The 15,453-nt window shown below is 66.2% G+C and carries 16 protein-coding genes; 3 read left to right on the forward strand and 13 right to left on the reverse strand.

Going from position 1 to position 15,453, the window contains the following annotated elements; genetic code table 11:
* Window positions 1-2: 2 nt before the first annotated feature.
* A complete protein-coding gene (locus ACN9MV_RS18540; protein ID WP_426388911.1) occupies window positions 3-734 on the reverse strand; it encodes an HAD family hydrolase in 732 nt (243 codons plus the stop codon).
* A gap of 15 nt (window positions 735-749) precedes the next feature.
* On the opposite strand from ACN9MV_RS18540, the gene hemH reads away from it, so the two are divergent.
* Genes hemH through ACN9MV_RS18555 form a run of 3 tightly spaced genes read left to right on the forward strand, consistent with a single transcriptional unit; the run spans window position 750 to window position 3,738 of the window.
* Complete coding sequence (gene hemH / locus ACN9MV_RS18545) at window positions 750-1,796, forward strand: ferrochelatase (RefSeq protein ID WP_426388912.1); 1,047 nt, start codon at window positions 750-752, stop codon at window positions 1,794-1,796.
* Entirely contained in the window at window positions 1,793-2,641 is an 849-nt protein-coding gene (locus ACN9MV_RS18550) for a class I SAM-dependent methyltransferase (RefSeq protein WP_426388913.1), read from the forward strand. The genes hemH and ACN9MV_RS18550 overlap by 4 nt, the downstream gene beginning before the upstream one ends.
* Entirely contained in the window at window positions 2,638-3,738 is a 1,101-nt protein-coding gene (locus tag ACN9MV_RS18555) for a hypothetical protein (RefSeq protein ID WP_426388914.1), read from the forward strand. The genes ACN9MV_RS18550 and ACN9MV_RS18555 overlap by 4 nt, the downstream gene beginning before the upstream one ends.
* A gap of 15 nt (window positions 3,739-3,753) precedes the next feature.
* Here the strand turns inward: ACN9MV_RS18555 and ACN9MV_RS18560 are convergent, their stop codons facing one another.
* The 12 genes from ACN9MV_RS18560 to ACN9MV_RS18615 all read right to left on the reverse strand — a co-directional run bounded on the left by ACN9MV_RS18560 (window position 3,754) and on the right by ACN9MV_RS18615 (window position 15,389).
* Window positions 3,754-4,317 (reverse strand): thioredoxin family protein, encoded by a 564-nt coding sequence (locus ACN9MV_RS18560; protein ID WP_426393182.1) that lies wholly within the window; start codon window positions 4,315-4,317, stop codon window positions 3,754-3,756.
* Between the two features lie 141 nt (window positions 4,318-4,458).
* The gene (locus ACN9MV_RS18565; protein ID WP_093056584.1) at window positions 4,459-4,965 is read right to left on the reverse strand and encodes a DUF1993 domain-containing protein; all 507 of its coding nucleotides are present in this window, start codon (window positions 4,963-4,965) and stop codon (window positions 4,459-4,461) included.
* 57 nt (window positions 4,966-5,022) lie between these two features.
* The gene (locus ACN9MV_RS18570; RefSeq protein WP_093175891.1) at window positions 5,023-5,907 is read right to left on the reverse strand and encodes an alpha/beta fold hydrolase; all 885 of its coding nucleotides are present in this window, start codon (window positions 5,905-5,907) and stop codon (window positions 5,023-5,025) included.
* Window positions 5,904-6,971 (reverse strand): branched-chain amino acid ABC transporter permease, encoded by a 1,068-nt coding sequence (locus ACN9MV_RS18575; protein ID WP_093056437.1) that lies wholly within the window; start codon window positions 6,969-6,971, stop codon window positions 5,904-5,906. Before ACN9MV_RS18575 ends, ACN9MV_RS18570 begins: the two co-directional genes overlap by 4 nt.
* Before the next feature lie 13 nt (window positions 6,972-6,984).
* Window positions 6,985-7,968, reverse strand: a complete 984-nt coding sequence (locus tag ACN9MV_RS18580; RefSeq protein WP_093056436.1) for a branched-chain amino acid ABC transporter permease — start codon at window positions 7,966-7,968, stop codon at window positions 6,985-6,987.
* Complete coding sequence (locus ACN9MV_RS18585; protein WP_097199026.1) at window positions 7,965-8,693, reverse strand: ABC transporter ATP-binding protein; 729 nt, start codon at window positions 8,691-8,693, stop codon at window positions 7,965-7,967. Before ACN9MV_RS18585 ends, ACN9MV_RS18580 begins: the two co-directional genes overlap by 4 nt.
* Window positions 8,690-9,454, reverse strand: a complete 765-nt coding sequence (locus ACN9MV_RS18590; protein ID WP_093175899.1) for an ABC transporter ATP-binding protein — start codon at window positions 9,452-9,454, stop codon at window positions 8,690-8,692. The genes ACN9MV_RS18585 and ACN9MV_RS18590 overlap by 4 nt, the downstream gene beginning before the upstream one ends.
* Before the next feature lie 48 nt (window positions 9,455-9,502).
* Window positions 9,503-10,954, reverse strand: coding sequence for an extracellular catalytic domain type 2 short-chain-length polyhydroxyalkanoate depolymerase (locus tag ACN9MV_RS18595; protein ID WP_426388915.1), 1,452 nt, complete (start codon window positions 10,952-10,954; stop codon window positions 9,503-9,505).
* Between the two features lie 179 nt (window positions 10,955-11,133).
* Entirely contained in the window at window positions 11,134-12,321 is a 1,188-nt protein-coding gene (locus tag ACN9MV_RS18600) for a substrate-binding domain-containing protein (protein ID WP_426388917.1), read from the reverse strand.
* Between the two features lie 156 nt (window positions 12,322-12,477).
* Window positions 12,478-12,681, reverse strand: a complete 204-nt coding sequence (locus ACN9MV_RS18605; protein ID WP_256330778.1) for a hypothetical protein — start codon at window positions 12,679-12,681, stop codon at window positions 12,478-12,480.
* A 116-nt stretch (window positions 12,682-12,797) separates the two neighbouring features.
* Entirely contained in the window at window positions 12,798-13,742 is a 945-nt protein-coding gene (locus ACN9MV_RS18610) for an intradiol ring-cleavage dioxygenase (RefSeq protein WP_426388919.1), read from the reverse strand.
* 120 nt (window positions 13,743-13,862) lie between these two features.
* The gene (locus tag ACN9MV_RS18615) at window positions 13,863-15,389 is read right to left on the reverse strand and encodes a sigma-54 interaction domain-containing protein (protein WP_426388920.1); all 1,527 of its coding nucleotides are present in this window, start codon (window positions 15,387-15,389) and stop codon (window positions 13,863-13,865) included.
* Window positions 15,390-15,453 lie beyond the last annotated feature (64 nt).

A 15,453-nucleotide genomic window follows, 5' to 3' on the forward strand; every position in this document is an offset into this window, starting at 1 on the left:
CCTCAGGCGCCCAGCGCCATGCACAGCGCGTGCAGGTTCGGCACGATCAGCTGCGGCCGTGCGCCATGCACCCACGGCCGCTCGTCGCGCACCAGCCACGCGGCCTGCATGCCGGCGTTGAGCGCACCGACCACGTCGAGTTCGGCGTCGTCGCCCACGTGCAGCACGTCCTTCGGCAGCAGGCCGACCGAAGCTGCGGCAGCGCGGAAGATCGGCGCGTGCGGCTTGCCGCTGCCGAAGGCGCGTGCGTTGAAGGCGGTGCGGAACCAGCGGCCCACGCCGGTCTTGTGGATGTCGGCGTTGCCGTTGGAGACCGCCACCAGCGGATAGCGTTCGCTGAGCCACTTCAGCGCGGGCAGCGCGTCGTCGTACAGCGTCACGCGCTGGCGCTCGGCGAAGAAGGCATCGAAGGCCGGCTCGGCCAGCGCCGGGTCTTCTCCCGCTCGCTTGAGCGCGGTGCGAATCGACTCGCGTCGTAGCGCGCTCAGGTCGTGCGCGAGGTCTGAGCGCTCCTTGGCCGTGGCTTCACGCAGTTCGCGCAGAATGCCCGGCGTCATGAGCAGTGAGGCCGTCTTCGGCGCTTCGCGCAACAGCCATTCATGCAGCACAGCTTCGGCGCGTTCGATGGTCGGCCAGATCGGCCACAGGGTGTCGTCGAGGTCGAGAGAGATCGCCGAGATGCGCTTGAGATCGAGAGGCGCGGCGCTTGCGGAGGCCGTGGGAGCGGAAGTCATGCCCGAGAATATCGCATGCCTCCAAGCCACGAGACCGCCTCTCCAAGTACCCCCCGTACCCCGCGCACCGCTGTGCTCTGGTGCAACCTGGGGTCGCCCGACGCCCCCACCGCCGCCGCCGTTCGCCCCTATCTCGCCGGCTTCCTGGGCGACCCGCGCGTGGTCGAGATCCCGAAGGTGCTCTGGGCGCTGATCCTGCACGGCATCATCCTGCGCACGCGGCCGGCAAAATCTGCCGCCAAGTACGCGAGCATCTGGATGCCCGAAGGCTCGCCGCTCAAGGTGTGGACACAGAAGCAGGCCACGCTGCTGGCCGGCTGGCTCGGCGAGCGCGGCCACCGCCTGACGGTGCGCGACGCGATGCGCTATGCCAATCCATCCATCGCCTCCCGGCTCGACGCGCTGCAGGCCGAAGGCACCACGCGCGTGCTGGTGCTGCAGGCCTATCCGCAGTACTCGGGCACCACCACCGCGAGCGTGATCGATGCCGTGAACGACTGGAGCCGCAAGCAACGCCGCGTGCCGGAGTTCCGCTTCGTCAACGACTACCACGACGACCCCGCCTACATCGATGCGCTGGCTCAAGGCATCGAGCGCCACTGGAAGACCGAAGGCCGCGGCGACGTGCTGCTGATGAGCTTCCACGGCATTCCCGCGCGCAACATCGCGCTGGGCGATCCGTACCAGGCACAGTGCCTCGAAACCGCGCGCCTGCTAGCCGCTCGGCTCGGCCTTTCCACAGCCCAGTACCGCGTGACCTTCCAGTCGCGCTTCGGCCGCGCCAAGTGGCTGGAGCCCTACACCGAGCCCACGCTGCGCGAACTCGGCGCCTCCGGCGTGAAGCGCGTGGACGTGGTCTGCCCGGGCTTCCCGGCCGACTGCCTCGAGACGCTCGAAGAAATCTCCATGGAAGGCCGCGAAGCCTTCCTGCACTCAGGCGGTGAAGCCTTCAGCTACATCCCCTGCCTCAACGACAGCCCGGCATGGATCACCGCGCTCGCGGGCATCGCCGAACGCAATCTGGCGGGCTGGCCCACGCAAAGAACAAGCACCACTCCATGAAGCAGGACCTGCACGAAGCCAACCGGCTCTCGTGGAACGCGGCCACTGTCGCGCACAACAGCCACAAGGGCGACCAGGCCGCCTTCTTCCGCAAGGGCGGCTCCACCCTCTTTCCCGAGGAAGCCGGCCTGCTCGGCGACGTGACGGGCCTGTCGGTGCTGCACCTGCAGTGCAATGCCGGGCAGGACAGCCTGAGCATCGCGCGCCTGGGTGCCGAAGTGACGGGCGTGGACATCTCCGACGAGGCCATCGACTTCGCGACGCGGCTGTCGCAGCAATCGGGCATCGCGGTGCGCTTCGTGCGCTCGGATGTCTACGACTACTTTCGCGATGCACAGGCGCGCGGCGAGCGCTTCGACATCGTGTTCTGCTCGTACGGCACTCTGTGCTGGCTCTCCGACATCGGCGCCTGGGCGCGCGGCGTGGCGCAGCTGCTCAAGCCCGGTGGCCGCTTCGTCTTCATCGAGTTCCATCCTTTCGCACTCGTGTTCGACCCCGCCTGGAAGTTCCATTACGACTACTTCAACGAAGCTCCCGTGCCCGAGGAAGGCGTGGGCGACTACGTGGCCGAGTCCGGCGACGGCCTCGTGCGCGAGGGCTACGAGCGCGGCGTGGAGAACTTCAGCAACCCGCATCCGAGCTTCGAGTTCACATGGGGCGTGGGCCAGGTGACGACCGCGCTGTCGCTGGCCGGTCTCGTCATCGAGCGGCTCGACGAGTACCCGTACGCCAACGGCTGGAAGCCCTTCGAAGGCATGCGCGACATCGGTGGGCGCCGCATGGCGCCGCCCGAGGGCATGCCGCGCATTCCGCTCATGTATTCGATCTCCGCACGCAAGCCATGAAACCCTTTCGCATCCTCGGTGGCCTTTTTCTGCTGGCGCCCTTCCTGGCCAGCGCGACTGGAACCGTCGAAGTGCCCAAGGGCGTGTGGGAAGGCACGCTCGGCACCAAGGCCATCGTGGCCTGCTTCAACGCCGAATATCCGAGCGGCAGCTACTTCTACAGGCAATACAGGAAGGCCATCGCGCTGGGCCGCTCCGAGAAGGACAGCTTCTGGCACGAAGGCGGCGAGACCGGCCTGTGGGCGCTCGGCCCGGGCAAAGGCGCGACGCTCACCGGCACCTGGAAGAACGTGAAGGGCACGCCAGTGACGCTGCCCATCCAGTTGAACCTGTCCGATGCCACGGGCGGCGACAAGGCCTGCGCGAGCGACGGCTATGCAGGCCTGCTCGAAGCACCGCCGAAGATCGAGACCGGGAAGAAAGAGGAATTCGCGGCCGGCCGCAGCTTTCGCCGCCTGCGCTTCGCCGGGCAGGAAACCATCGAACTCTCTGGCCCCGAGCCCACGCTGGCGGCCATCAACCGCGAGCTGCGCCGCGACTTCGACACCAGCAAAGACACGATCAAGGAGTACTTCGACAAGCGCCGCGAGTTCCTCGGACGGGTCGGCGTGCCGGCGGAAGACGAGAACACCGCCGATCCGTCCTACTGGACCTCGCAGTGGCTGAGCATCCGCAACTACACCTGGACGGCCGGCACGGGCCGTGCCGGCATCTCGTGGTTCTATCGCACCTGGGACCTGCAGACGGGCAAGCAGGTCGACCTGTGGACATGGTTCGCCTCTCGCCAGCCGTCGCCGAACGCTCCCGGGCCGGGCCCCATCGCCACCAGCGGCGGCTCCATGACGCCGAAACTGCGCCGCTTCCTGTTCCGCCACGCCGGCATCGATCCGTCAAAGGCCGAAGAGAACTGCGAGTTCAACTACAGGCAAGACGCCTATTACGACCTGACTCTGGAAGCCAAGGGCATGCGCTTCGCGCAGCCCGACTTCGGCAACGGCTGCGCGGTCGAGATCGAAGTGCCCTACGCCGACCTCGGCCCGGTGCTCACGCCCGCGGGCAAGGCGGCAGTACGACGCATCGTCGAATCGCCGAATTAGCCCCGTAGCCTTGGCTCAGGCTGCCGGCCTGCGCGCCAGCAGCACCTCGATCGCAGCCTCCATCTCGGCGTATTCCCCTTCGCCGAAATGCTGCCGCATCACCTGCCCCTTGCTGTCGACCAGGTAGAACGCCGGCCAGTACTGGTTGTTGTAGGCCTTCCAGGTGGTGAAGCTGTTGTCCTGCGCCACCGGATAGCGGATGTTGAAGCGCTCGATCGCGTCCTGCACATTGCGCGTCGACTTCTCGTAGGCGAACTCGGGCGAATGCACGCCGACCACCACGAAGCCCCGGTCCTTGTACTTCTCGTACCAGCGCACCACGTGCGGCAGCGTGCGAATGCAGTTGATGCAGGAGTAGGTCCAGAAGTCGACCAGCACCACCTTGCCGGCCAGCCCCTGCATCGTGAGCGGCTGCGAGTTGAGCCACTTGTCGATGCCTGCGAACTCGGGGGCCTTGCCGTAGTCCCGCAGGCCCGGCGACGCAGCCAGCGCACTGCGCACCGGCCATCCGCCGCCCGCTGCCGCAACAAGCGCAGAGGACCCCATGGCGAGCCCCGAGAACGCCCTTCTGGACAACATCTTCATGATCGCAAACCTCGTTCGTGTGTCAGACCGACAGCGGTCTGGCGCGATTGTTTGCGGCGCACGCCGTGCGTGCGCATGTGTCACGGCAATTTGAAGTTTGTCCCGGCGGTGTGAAGGCCGCCGGCCCTCAACGCCTCAGAACTTGCCCAGATAGTCCATCTTGCCGATGGGCATGCCCTTGTGGCGCAGCACGTCGTAGGCCGTGGTCACGTGGAAGAAGAAGTTGGGCAGCGCGAACTGCAGCAGGTAGCGCTGAGCGGTGAAATGTGCTTCGCCTTCGCGCGCCTTGATGGTCACGGGGCGCTCTTCCTGGCCGTCGATCTGCGCGCGCTCGACGCTATTCAGGAAGTCCTGCGTCTTCACGATGCGCGCCAGCAGGTCGTCCCAGGTCTTTTCTTCGTCGGGAAAGCTCGGCGCGGTGATGCCCGCGATGCGGGCCGTGCCCAGCTTGCAAGCATCGCTCGCGCGCTGGATCTGGCCGGCCAACGTGAGCATGTCGGGCGCCAGGCGCGCCTCGACCAGCGTGGCCGGGTCGATGCCGTTGGCCTTGGCATGCGCAAGGCTCTTGTCGAGCAGGTGGGTGAGTTGGCCGAGTCCGCGGGTAAAGACGGGCACTGACAGGTCGTACAGAGAGAGCGTCATGGTGTTCGAGGCCTTGTTGTGGTTGGAATCGGCGGCGATTGTCACGCCGCCGCTCCTTCAACGACCGGCCGCCCGAATAAACCCTTCGATCGGCTCCAGTTGTCCGGGCACGTTCAGCGCGGGCGCGTGACCGCAGGCAGGCACTTCAATGACCTGCAGCCTGCCGGCCGCGCCGGGGCCCCGGCGCTCCATCTCCTCGATCACGCCGGGCAGCACCAGGTCGGACTCGGCGCCGCGCAGGCACAGCACCGGAGCTTCGATAGCGTCGTAGTGCGGCCAGATCAGGTAGTCGTTGTCGTGCGCGCTGAACTGGCGGACCATGGCCGGGTCGTAGTGCGGCGTGACGCGGCCGTCGGGCAGGCGGCGCGTGGAGCTCTCGGTCAGGCGGCGCCATTGCGCATCGCTGAGCCAGCCGTAGGGCTTGTAGACGGTGCGGAAGAAAGCCTCCAGCTCGGCCACCGTGTCGAACGCGGGCGGCTGGCCCGCATAGGCGCGGATGCGCTCGATGGCGGGCTGGGCCAGTTCGGGCGCGTTGTCGTTCAGCACCAGGCTCGCGATGCGCGCCTTCATGCGCGGCTCGAACAGGCCCGACGCGCAGACTGTGCCGATGGCGCCGCCCATCGAGGTGCCGACCCAGTGCACGCGCCCCAGGCGCAGCTCGTCGCACAGCGCATTGGCGATGCGCGCGTAGAACGCCAGCTTGTATTCCTCGTCGGGCAGCGGGCTCCATTGGCTCAGGCCGCGGCCGATGGTGTCGGGGCAGATCACGCGGAAGCCGCGTGACGCGAAGTGCTGCGCCAGTTCGTCCATGTCGCGGCAGGTACGCGCCAGGCCATGCCAGGCAATGACCACCGGCGCCTCGGGTGCACCCCATTCGAGCCAATGGACTTCGCGGCCCGCGAGCTGGGCGTAGCGGGAGAGCGGAATGTTGTTGTCGCTCATCGCGCCGCCCTCGCCCGCAGCTTGCCCACGATGCCGGTCGGAAAGTAGTAGACCGACAGCACGAACAGCACGCCCAGCCACAACAACCAGCGGTCAGGCGACAGCAGCGCGGCCAGCCACGGCAGCCCGCTCGCAGCCTCGCTGCCCAGGCGCAGCAGGTCTTGCAGGTAGCTCTGCGCCACCACGAACAGCACCGCGCCAATCGCCGCGCCATAGATCGTGCCCATGCCGCCGATCACCACGATCAGCAGCACGTCGATCATGATCTCGAAGCTCAGCGAGGTATCCGGCCCGTTGTAGCGCAGCCAGATCGCAAGCATCGCGCCGGCCAGCGTGGCGAACAGCGCCGACAGCACGGCGGCCGTGGTGCGGTACACCACCACGCGATAGCCGATGGCTTCAGCGCGAAACTCGTTCTCGCGAATGGCCTGCAGCACACGGCCGAAGGGCGAGTTCACGATGCGCAGCAGCGCCAGCACCAGCACCACCGCGGCCACGAACAGCAGGTAGTAGCACAGCAGCCGCCCATCGAGCGAGACGCCGAGAAACGGCTCTTCCGAGAACTCGAAGCTCGGCGAGATCAGCTCGGGCAGCTTGAAAGTCAGGCCGTCTTCGCCGCCGGTGAAATCCGACAGCTGCGAGGCCAGCGTCTGAAAGGCCGAGGCCACGGCCAGCGTGATCATCGCGAAGAAAATCGCGCGCACCCGCAGCGAGAACAAGCCGATGGCGAACGAGAGCACCAGCGAAATCGCCAGAGACGCGCCCAGCCCCACCAGCACCGCGCCCCAGCTGGGCCCGAGCCGCGTTGCCGAAATCGCGATGCCGTAGGCCCCGATGCCGAAGAACATGGTGTGCGCAAAGCTCACGATGCCGGTGTAGCCCAGCAGCAGGTCGAAGCTGGCCACCAGCACCACGAACACCAGGATCTTGGCCGCGACGCTCAGCGCCTTCACGCCCGGGAAGATGAACGGCGCGAACGCCAGGGCGATGAACAGCGCCACCAGCAGCAGCGCCAGCAGGCGGCTCTTCGGCATGTCGTTGGAGAGAAGTCGTTTCAGGAACATGTCGTCTTCTTCCTCAACGATTCGCCACGGGGTACACGCCCTGCGGTCGCCACAGCAGCACGGCCACCATCAGGAAGATGCTCGCGAACTGCGTAAGCGTGGGCAGCAGGAAGCCGATGTAGTTGGTCATCAGCCCCACCAGCAGCGCGCCGATGAGCGCCCCGCCCGTCGAGCCCAGCCCGCCGATGATGATCACGATGAAGATCAGCACGTTGACCTGCGCGCCCATCTGCGGCACCAGGTTTTGCTGGAACAGCCCCCACATCACGCCTCCCAGGCCAGCCAGTGCGCTGCCCACCACGAACACACCGACGAACAGCCGGCCGATGCGATAGCCGAGCGACTCGACCATCTCGCGGTCTTGCACGCCGGCGCGAATGAGCAGGCCGATCTTGGTGCGGCCCAGCGTCCATGCCAGCACACCGAACACGACCACGCCCACAGCCACCGCGAGCAGCCGGTACTTGCTGATGGCCGCATCGCCGATCAGCAGCGAGCCGCGCAGCGCCTCAGGCAAAGGCAGCGGAATCTGCGCCGGCCCCCAGATCACCTTGATGAGCTCTTCGCCAATGATCATGCCGCCCATCGTGATGAGGATCTGCTTCAGGTGTTGGCCGTACACGGGCCGCACGATGAAGCGCTCGAAGGCCAGGCCCACCGCCCCGGCGACTGCCATCGCAACCAGCATCGCCGGGAACACCGCCACGAGGTTGCGCCACAGTTCGCCCGAACCGGTCCAGTCGCCCATCAGCCCGAGCACGCTGCTCGCCACGAAGGCGCCGAGAGCGATGAACACGCCGTGGCCGAAGTTCAGCACGTCCATCAGCCCGAATACGAGCGTGAGGCCCGAGGCGATGATGAAGATGATCATGCCCATCGCCAGCCCCGCGACCGTGAGCGTGAGCCAGGTCGAGAACGAACCGGTGAGCGGCAGCGCGACGAGCGCAAGAATCGGGGCCAGCAGCAGCGGCCTCCAGTCGAAGTCGAGTTTCTTCATAAAGCCAGTCCGAGCAGCGATTGCTGCAATTGCGCGTCCGCCGAGAACGCCGCCATGGAGCCGCTGTGCACCACGCGGCCGTTGTCCATCACCGCGACGTTGTCGCCCAGGCGTTGGGCGAAGTTGATGTTCTGCTCCACCAGCAGGATGGTCACGCCGCTGCGCTTGAGCTCGGCGAAGGCGTCGATCATGTTGTTGATCATCACGGGCGCAAGGCCCTTGCTGGGCTCGTCGATGATGAGCAGCTCGCGCGGCTCCACGATGGCGCGCGACACGGCCAGCATCTGTTTCTGCCCACCCGAGAGCTTGCCCGCCGGGTGGTTCCAGAACTTCTCGACCGCGGGGAAGAGCTTGAAGATCCACTTCAGGCGCGTGTCGTCGATCTGCGCTGCATTCTTCGCACCGCGCGCGGCGAGCAGCATGTTCTCCTTCACCGTGAGGTCGGAGAAGATGCCCATGTTCTCGGGCACGTAGGCAATGCCCAGGCCGGCGATCTGCGGCGTGTGCTGCGCGGTGATTTCCTTGTCGCCGAAGCGCACCCTGCCCTGCGACGCATGCCACAGGCCCATGATGGTTCGCAGCGTGGTCGTCTTGCCCGCGCCGTTGCGGCCCAGCAGCATCGTGAGCTGGCCCTTGGGCACGGCGAGGTCCACGCCATGCAGGATGTGATACGCCCCGATGTGCGTGTGCACGCCTTCGAGCGTCAAAAGATTCTGGGTGCTCATGCGGCCTCCTTCGCGACGCCCAGGTAGGCCTCTTGCACCACCGGCGAGGCAATCACCTCCGCTGGTTCGCCGTCGGCCACCAGCGTGCCGTTGTGCAGCACGATGATGCGGTCGGCAAGCTCGCGCACCACGTCCATCTTGTGCTCGACCAGCAGGATGGTCTTGCTCTTGTCCTGCTTGAGCTTGCGGATCAGGTCGAGGATGACGGGCGCCTCGGCCGCATTCATGCCAGCCGTGGGTTCGTCGAACATGAAGACCTTGGGCTCCAGCGCCATCAGCAACGCCACTTCTAGCTTGCGCTGGTCGCCGTGCGGCAGGCTCGCCACCGTCGCGTACTCGCGCGATTTCAGCGCCACGTCGGCCAGGATCTGGTCGGCGCGCTCCGTCAGCGCCTTATGGTCGCTCCAGATGCTCCACAGGTTGAGCCCGCGCCGGTGCGCGCCCTCGCGCGTGGCCTGCACCGCGAGGCGCACGTTCTCCAGCACCGTGAGGTTCGGGAACAGGTTGGTCAGCTGGAAGGCCCGCCCCAGCCCCGCATGCGTGCGCGCGGAGGGGGACAGGCCCGACAGCAACTTCCCGTCGAGCGACACCGTGCCCGCGCTCGCCTTGAGCTGGCCCGAGATCAGGTTGAAGTAAGTGGTCTTGCCCGCGCCGTTGGGGCCGACGATGGCCGTCAGCGTGCCCGGCGCAAAAGCGCAGCTCACACTGTTGACGGCTACGTGCCCACCGAAGCGGATGGTCAGATCTCGGGTCTCAAGCATCGTTGTTGGTCATTGCGAATCGAAAAGAGAAACGAAGAGCAGCCTGCCTCAACAGGTGCCGATCACGTAGTAGTTGGGGCCCGTCTGCTTCAGCGTGGTCGTGACGTAGATGTTCCACAGGCCCATCGACTGTCCCGAGCCGTAGGCATAGGTCAGGCCCCACAGTGCATAGGCACGCCCGGCGACGGTGTGCGAATAGTTGCTCGCGGTGTAGCACGTTCCGCCGCCGCCAGAGCCCGCGGTGGTCGCGCCCGTGGCCGCGGTCGACATCGCACCCTCCACGTTGCTGGCGTCCAGCGCGGCCACGGTCCAGCTGTAGGTGGTGGACGCGGCCAGGCCGGTGTCGGTGTAGCTGGTGGCGGCGACGGGCGCGGCGTTGACCTTGCTGCCGCCGCGGTACACGTTGTAGCCGCTGGCACCCGTCACGCCGGCCCAGCCGATCACCATGCTGCTGCTGGTCGCGCCCGATGTGCCCACGCCGGTGGGCGCGGGCAGGCCGCCACCGCCCGCCGAACCGGTGACGCGGTCGATCATGGCCTTCATCGCCGCCATCTGCGGGCCCGACTTCTTCGCGTAGTTGGCACTGTCGTAGCCCCACCAGTCCCAGCAGCTGTTGGTGGCTGCCGTGCTGGTCTGCGGGTAGATCAGCACGATGTTGTTGGTGTCGGCCCAACGGTTGTAGCCGGTCTTGCGCACGTACTGGTCGCTCACGTCGGTGTAGTTCTGCTTGCAGCCGTGCAGCACCAGGTGCACGCGGCACGAGGTGGTGGTGCAGGCCTGCGGCACGTAGATCCAGCCGGTGGTGGCCATGCCGTGGCCGGAAATGAACTCCGACTGGTTGAACTCGGTGAAGGTGCCGCCCAGCGTGCCGTTGTTGCGCGGGTTCAGCGGCCCGTAGAGCTGCGTGAGGATCTCGCCCGCAAGATCGAAGCCGCAGTTGTTGATGTAGGGCGCCGCAGTGGTGCTGCAGGCGCTGCCGTAGTCGTCGGTGACCATCGCGTGGCCCGCACCGATGTTGTTCTTGTAGACCGTGTTGGCCGCGGGCAAGAAGCTCTGGTAGTAGGTCTTCAGGTCGTCCATTACCGCCTGCTTGACGGTGTTGTCGGACGTGCCCGAGAACAGGTACACCTTAGAGCCGCTCATGTTCGACACCGGGTCGACCGCCCCGCTGGCCGCCCAGCTGTTGGTGGTGCTCACGAGCGTCGACACCGGGATGCTGGTGCTGTGCGTCATGCAGCGCCCGGTGGCGTTGACCACCGAGCCTTCGGCGCAATAGAACGGTCCGCCCGCCACCACGCCGGCGCCGCGCTTGAATGTGGCCGAGTACGCCACGTGCAGTTGCACTGCCATGAAGCCGCCGGCCGACAGGCCCGACACGCTCACCTCCGCCGGGTTGGCGCCGAGCGCCGGCAGCGGCACCGCCGCCGTCGCGGCATGCGCCGCCACCGCCATTGCCGCAGCCGCGGCAAGTCCCTTCCAGTTCCATTTCATCGCTGGCATCGCTGTCTCCTTGTGTTGTGGGTATCGAACGCTTGCTTGCAGACTGACGAATCGGCCGTAGGTCGCGACAGGCTGCGCGGACGCAGGCTGGCGCTTCGCCCGGCGGCCATCCGGGGCGAAAGGGGAGCAGCGCTTCCTCGAGCGCCGCGCGGGTCAGGGGGTGATCGGCGCTGTCGTGTTCAGCGCTTGTTCTTGATCGGGATGTCCATTTCCTCAGGCTTGATCTCGTGCACCAGCTCCGGCACGCCCCAGGCGAACGCCGGGTCGACCTTGATCTTGAAGTGGTACATCGACTGCATCGCCTGATGGTCTTCCTTGCGGAAGGTCATCTTGCCCTTGGGCGTGTCGAAGCTCATGCCTTCCATGGTGCTGATGAGCTTGTTGGTGTTGGTGTCGCCGTTGGTCTTCTTCAGCGCCGTCACCACCGCCATCGCGGCCGAGAAGCCGCCGGCGGTGAAGAAGTCCGGCGGCGTCTTGAACTGCTTGTAGTGCGCCGACACCATGGCCTCGTTCACCGGGTTCTTCGGAATGCCGAAGTAGTAGTACGCCGCGCCTTCCATGCCCGGCAGCGACTTGTAGGCCGCCATGGCCGGCAGGATGTTGCCGCCGGTGGCGATCTCGATGCCGTAGCGCTTCAGGTCGAGGTCGACGATCTTGAACGGGTTGCCCGCGCCGGCCCACACGATCCAGATGATCTTGCGGCCCGGCTGGTCCTTCAGCTTGTCGATCAGGCGTTGCGCGCCGGCCGTGAAGTCGGTGGTGGTGGGCGGCAGGTACTCTTCATGAACCAGCTTGGCTTTCTTGAGCGCGGCGCCGAAGGCCTTCACGCCGTCGCGGCCAAATGCGTTGTCCTGCGCCAGCGTGGCGACGGTAACGCCGGCCTTGTCGACGGCCACAGCGTTGGAGATCGCGTCCTGGCTCGAATTGCGGCCGGTGCGGAAGATGTACTTGTTCCACTTGTCGCCGGTGATCGAGTCGGCCACCGCGGGCTCGACCAGCAGGATCTTCTTGTATTCCTCGGCCACTGGCAGCATCGCCAGCGCCACGCCCGAAGCGGTCGGGCCCACGGCCAGCGCGGCCTTGTCGTCGGAATAGGCCGCCGCCAGCAGCGACTTGCCGAGGTCGGGCTTGCCCTGGTCGTCCTTCTCGATGACCACGATCTTCTTGCCGTTGACCATCATCGTGCCGCCGGTGGCGTAGTCCAGGCCCATCATGAAACCGGTCTGGGTCTGCTTGCCGTAGGCCTCCAGCGCGCCCGTCTTGCTGTAGATGTGGGCAATGCGGATTTCGTTGGATTGGGCCCATGCAGGGGCGGCAGCGGCACACGTGGCGAGCGCAGCCAGCGCGACTAGGTGGCGACGATTCATATTCATGTCTCCTGATATTGGTGACTGAATATTGCACAGTTCGTGCCACGCGCCAACTCGTTGATAACAAAGGCTTCTTCACTCGGAAGATGTGCCTTTCGCCTGAATTCAAAACACTTGTATTGCCTGAATTTCGGACAAGTGTATTTTTTACAGTCAGGGTTTGCCAGAGGTTTGGCGCTGCGCGATCCACTGCTCGAACTGGCGCTGCGCCTGCAGCCTGAATTCGTTGCGCGTGTGATTGCAGATGGCATGCGCGAGCCGCCGGTACTTTGGTTTTCGAACGCCGCCCAGGGTTGCGTCGAAAAGATGCTCGATGGTCGCCGAATCGGGCTTGTCGCGCGGCTCTTCGAAATCCATCGGCAGGCCGCACCAGTGACAGTTGGATCCGAAAGACGATCTGAGTGCTTGCACGCTCATGGGTGATACGAAATGGGGGTGATGCAATGCCCCCATTCTCGGACCACCCGGATCGCCTACACCGCGAGGCCGATGACGGCACGCGCGGTGTAGCCAGCGCTGGCGCTGCCCGACATCGTGGGCGTCATCGCCGCAATCTGCGCGGCCGTGTTGTCGCCGAAGACGTTGTCGGTGGACAGCGACACCGCCGCCAGGTTGGCCACGCTCGCGCTGTAGCCGGTGACGTTCGGGTAGATCGCATTGCAGACGTCGCTGGGCATGGCCAGCTGCGAGGTGAGCACGGAGTTCTTACCGGTGGTAGCGGCCGACAGGCTGGTGAACACCTCGAAATGCATGTGCGGCCAGCGGCCCGAGTAGCAGGCCGGGAAGATGGTCGTGAAGCTCACCTGCCCCGCGCTGTCGGTGACCTGCACGCCGCGCAGGTAGCTTTCGGCCGACGCCGTGTACAACGAATAGTTGCCGCTGCGGTCGCAGTGCCACAGGTAGATCGCATAGCCCGCCAGCCCGGCGCAGCTGGCGTTGGTGTTCTGCAGCGTCAGCGTGATCGTCAGGGCCACGCCCTGCGCCACGGTGCTCGAACTGATGAAGCTGCTGCGGATGTCGCTTCGCACGATGCCGCTGGCGGTGAGCACGTCGGAGGTCGAGCCGGAGGCGGTGTTGGTGCCGTCCGCGGGATAGGGGCCGGAGGTCTCAGCGGGCAACGCGGGGCAGGCACTGCTGCTGGAGCTCGTAGTGGTGCTGGTCGACGTGCTGGAGGTCGTATTCGTGCTGGCGGCCGTGGTGCCCGACGACGCCGCAGCGCTTACGGCGGCAGCGGTCAGCGCACTGGCGCCGCTCGAATCGCTGCCGCCGCCCCCGCCGCAACTGGCCAGCAGCGCCGAGGAAGAAAGCCAGAGCAAAGCTCGGCGACGCTCCAGGAGTTGCGCCTCCATGCGCGGAAGGTCTTCTGCCAGGCTGTGGCCGTGGTGTTGCGATTCGGGGTGGGCGCCGAAGGTTTTCATGCGGGGTTTCTTGCAGGTTAAAACCCGCAGCTTCCGCAAGCCGCTTTGCGCACAAATTTCACCGTGTTGCAGCTTTGTTGCTGAACGCGGCCGCCCTCCGCAGGCCCGGGCGCTTCCTCTTCAGCGAACCGGATTCGTCATGCGCTCGTACAGCGTCGCGCGCGAAATGCCGAGCAGCCGCGAGGTGGCGAGCTTGTTGCCGCCCGTGCTCGCGAGCGCGGCGGCAATGGCCTTGTGCTCCAGCTCCGCAATCTGCTGGGCCAGCGGCCGCAGCAGCGCTCCCTCTTCGTCGCCCGACAGCTGCATGGCGTCAGGCGGCGCAATCTGGTCGAGCCCCGCTTCTCGCAGGATGCGTTCGAGCTGAACGGCGTCGATACGCTGCGAGTCACTGCGCATGGTCACCTGCTCCAGCACGTTGCGCAGCTCCCGGATGTTGCCGCGCCAATGCTGGCCCGCGAGCAGCGCGAGCGCGTCGGGCGTGAGTTCGGGCGGTGCCTCGCCGCTGCGCAGCGCCATGTCTTCGCCCAGCGCTTCGACCAGCGCGGGAATATCCGCGCGCCGCTCGCGCAATGGCGGCACGCGCAGCGGAAGCACATTGAGGCGGTAGTACAAGTCTTCGCGAAACTGCCCGCGCCGCACCAGCTCGGGCAGGTCGCGCGAGGTGGCGGCGATCACGCGCGCATCGAAGGGCACGAGCTTGTTGGAGCCCAGCGGCTCGATCTCGCCTTCCTGCAGCGCGCGCAGCAGCTTGGCCTGCAGGCCGAGCGGCATGTCGCCGATCTCGTCGAGGAAAAGGCTGCCGCCGTCGGCCAGCTTGAATTTGCCTTCGCGGCCCTTGCGGTCAGCGCCGGTGAAGGCGCCGGGCGCGAAGCCGAAGAACTCGGCTTCGAGCAGCGTGTCGGGCACAGCCGCGATGTTGACGCTGACAAACTGCCCCTTCGCGCGCGCGGACGAGGCATGAATCGCGTGCGCCAGCAGTTCCTTGCCGGTGCCGGTTTCGCCCAGCAGTAGAACCGGACTGGCCGATTGCGCCGCGCGGCGCGCGTGCCGCTTCACTTCCACCGCCGCCGGGCTGCTGCCGATGAAGCTCGCAAAGGTGTACTTGGAACGGCGCTGGCCGTCGGGCGCGTGCTGGTACAGCGGGTTGTTGCGCTGGCTCGCAAGCTCGCGCCGCGCATCGTCGAGGTCGCGCTGCAGCAGCGCGAACTTGCTGATGAGCGGCTGCAGCGTGGTCTCGGGCTGGTCGAACAGCACGATGCCGATGGCACCGATCACGTCTCCCATTCCTCCTTCGCCGCCCCCGCGTTCTTCGCGCAACGGGATGCGGCTGACCACGAAGGTGCCGGCCTTGTTGGTGAGCAGGTCGATCAATATCGGCTCGCCGGTCTCGAGCACGCGCCGCATCTGCGTGTTGGGAATCACGTCTTCCACCATGTGCCCCATGAACTGGTCGATGGAAGAAAAGCCCAGCGCCGGCAGGAAGCGCCGGTAGCCTTCATTCACCCACACGATGCGCCCGCTGCTGTCCACCAGGAACATGCCCTGGCTGATGCTTGAAAACAAATGAAACATCGAGCGCGCGGCCAGCGCGAGGATCCCTTCGGCATCGAGGGGCAATGTGGGCGGTGCGGTGGGAGCGGCGGGCATGGCGCGAATCGTAGCGCGCATCAAACCGCAACAAATCGGGCATCAAATGCCTTCAGGAAATGCT

It is taken from the genome of Variovorax sp. R-27, assembly GCF_049913215.1.
Taxonomy (GTDB): domain Bacteria; phylum Pseudomonadota; class Gammaproteobacteria; order Burkholderiales; family Burkholderiaceae_C; genus Variovorax.

Coding starts and splice junctions, on each gene's coding strand:
- ACN9MV_RS18540 (WP_426388911.1), bottom strand. CDS start 734: ATGACTTCCGCTCCCACGGCCTCCGCAAGCGCCGCGCCTCTCGATCTC.
- hemH (WP_426388912.1), top strand. CDS start 750: ATGCCTCCAAGCCACGAGACCGCCTCTCCAAGTACCCCCCGTACCCCG.
- ACN9MV_RS18550 (WP_426388913.1), top strand. CDS start 1,793: ATGAAGCAGGACCTGCACGAAGCCAACCGGCTCTCGTGGAACGCGGCC.
- ACN9MV_RS18555 (WP_426388914.1), top strand. CDS start 2,638: ATGAAACCCTTTCGCATCCTCGGTGGCCTTTTTCTGCTGGCGCCCTTC.
- ACN9MV_RS18560 (WP_426393182.1), bottom strand. CDS start 4,317: ATGTTGTCCAGAAGGGCGTTCTCGGGGCTCGCCATGGGGTCCTCTGCG.
- ACN9MV_RS18565 (WP_093056584.1), bottom strand. CDS start 4,965: ATGACGCTCTCTCTGTACGACCTGTCAGTGCCCGTCTTTACCCGCGGA.
- ACN9MV_RS18570 (WP_093175891.1), bottom strand. CDS start 5,907: ATGAGCGACAACAACATTCCGCTCTCCCGCTACGCCCAGCTCGCGGGC.
- ACN9MV_RS18575 (WP_093056437.1), bottom strand. CDS start 6,971: ATGTTCCTGAAACGACTTCTCTCCAACGACATGCCGAAGAGCCGCCTG.
- ACN9MV_RS18580 (WP_093056436.1), bottom strand. CDS start 7,968: ATGAAGAAACTCGACTTCGACTGGAGGCCGCTGCTGCTGGCCCCGATT.
- ACN9MV_RS18585 (WP_097199026.1), bottom strand. CDS start 8,693: ATGAGCACCCAGAATCTTTTGACGCTCGAAGGCGTGCACACGCACATC.
- ACN9MV_RS18590 (WP_093175899.1), bottom strand. CDS start 9,454: ATGCTTGAGACCCGAGATCTGACCATCCGCTTCGGTGGGCACGTAGCC.
- ACN9MV_RS18595 (WP_426388915.1), bottom strand. CDS start 10,954: ATGCCAGCGATGAAATGGAACTGGAAGGGACTTGCCGCGGCTGCGGCA.
- ACN9MV_RS18600 (WP_426388917.1), bottom strand. CDS start 12,321: ATGAATCGTCGCCACCTAGTCGCGCTGGCTGCGCTCGCCACGTGTGCC.
- ACN9MV_RS18605 (WP_256330778.1), bottom strand. CDS start 12,681: ATGGATTTCGAAGAGCCGCGCGACAAGCCCGATTCGGCGACCATCGAG.
- ACN9MV_RS18610 (WP_426388919.1), bottom strand. CDS start 13,742: ATGAAAACCTTCGGCGCCCACCCCGAATCGCAACACCACGGCCACAGC.
- ACN9MV_RS18615 (WP_426388920.1), bottom strand. CDS start 15,389: ATGCCCGCCGCTCCCACCGCACCGCCCACATTGCCCCTCGATGCCGAA.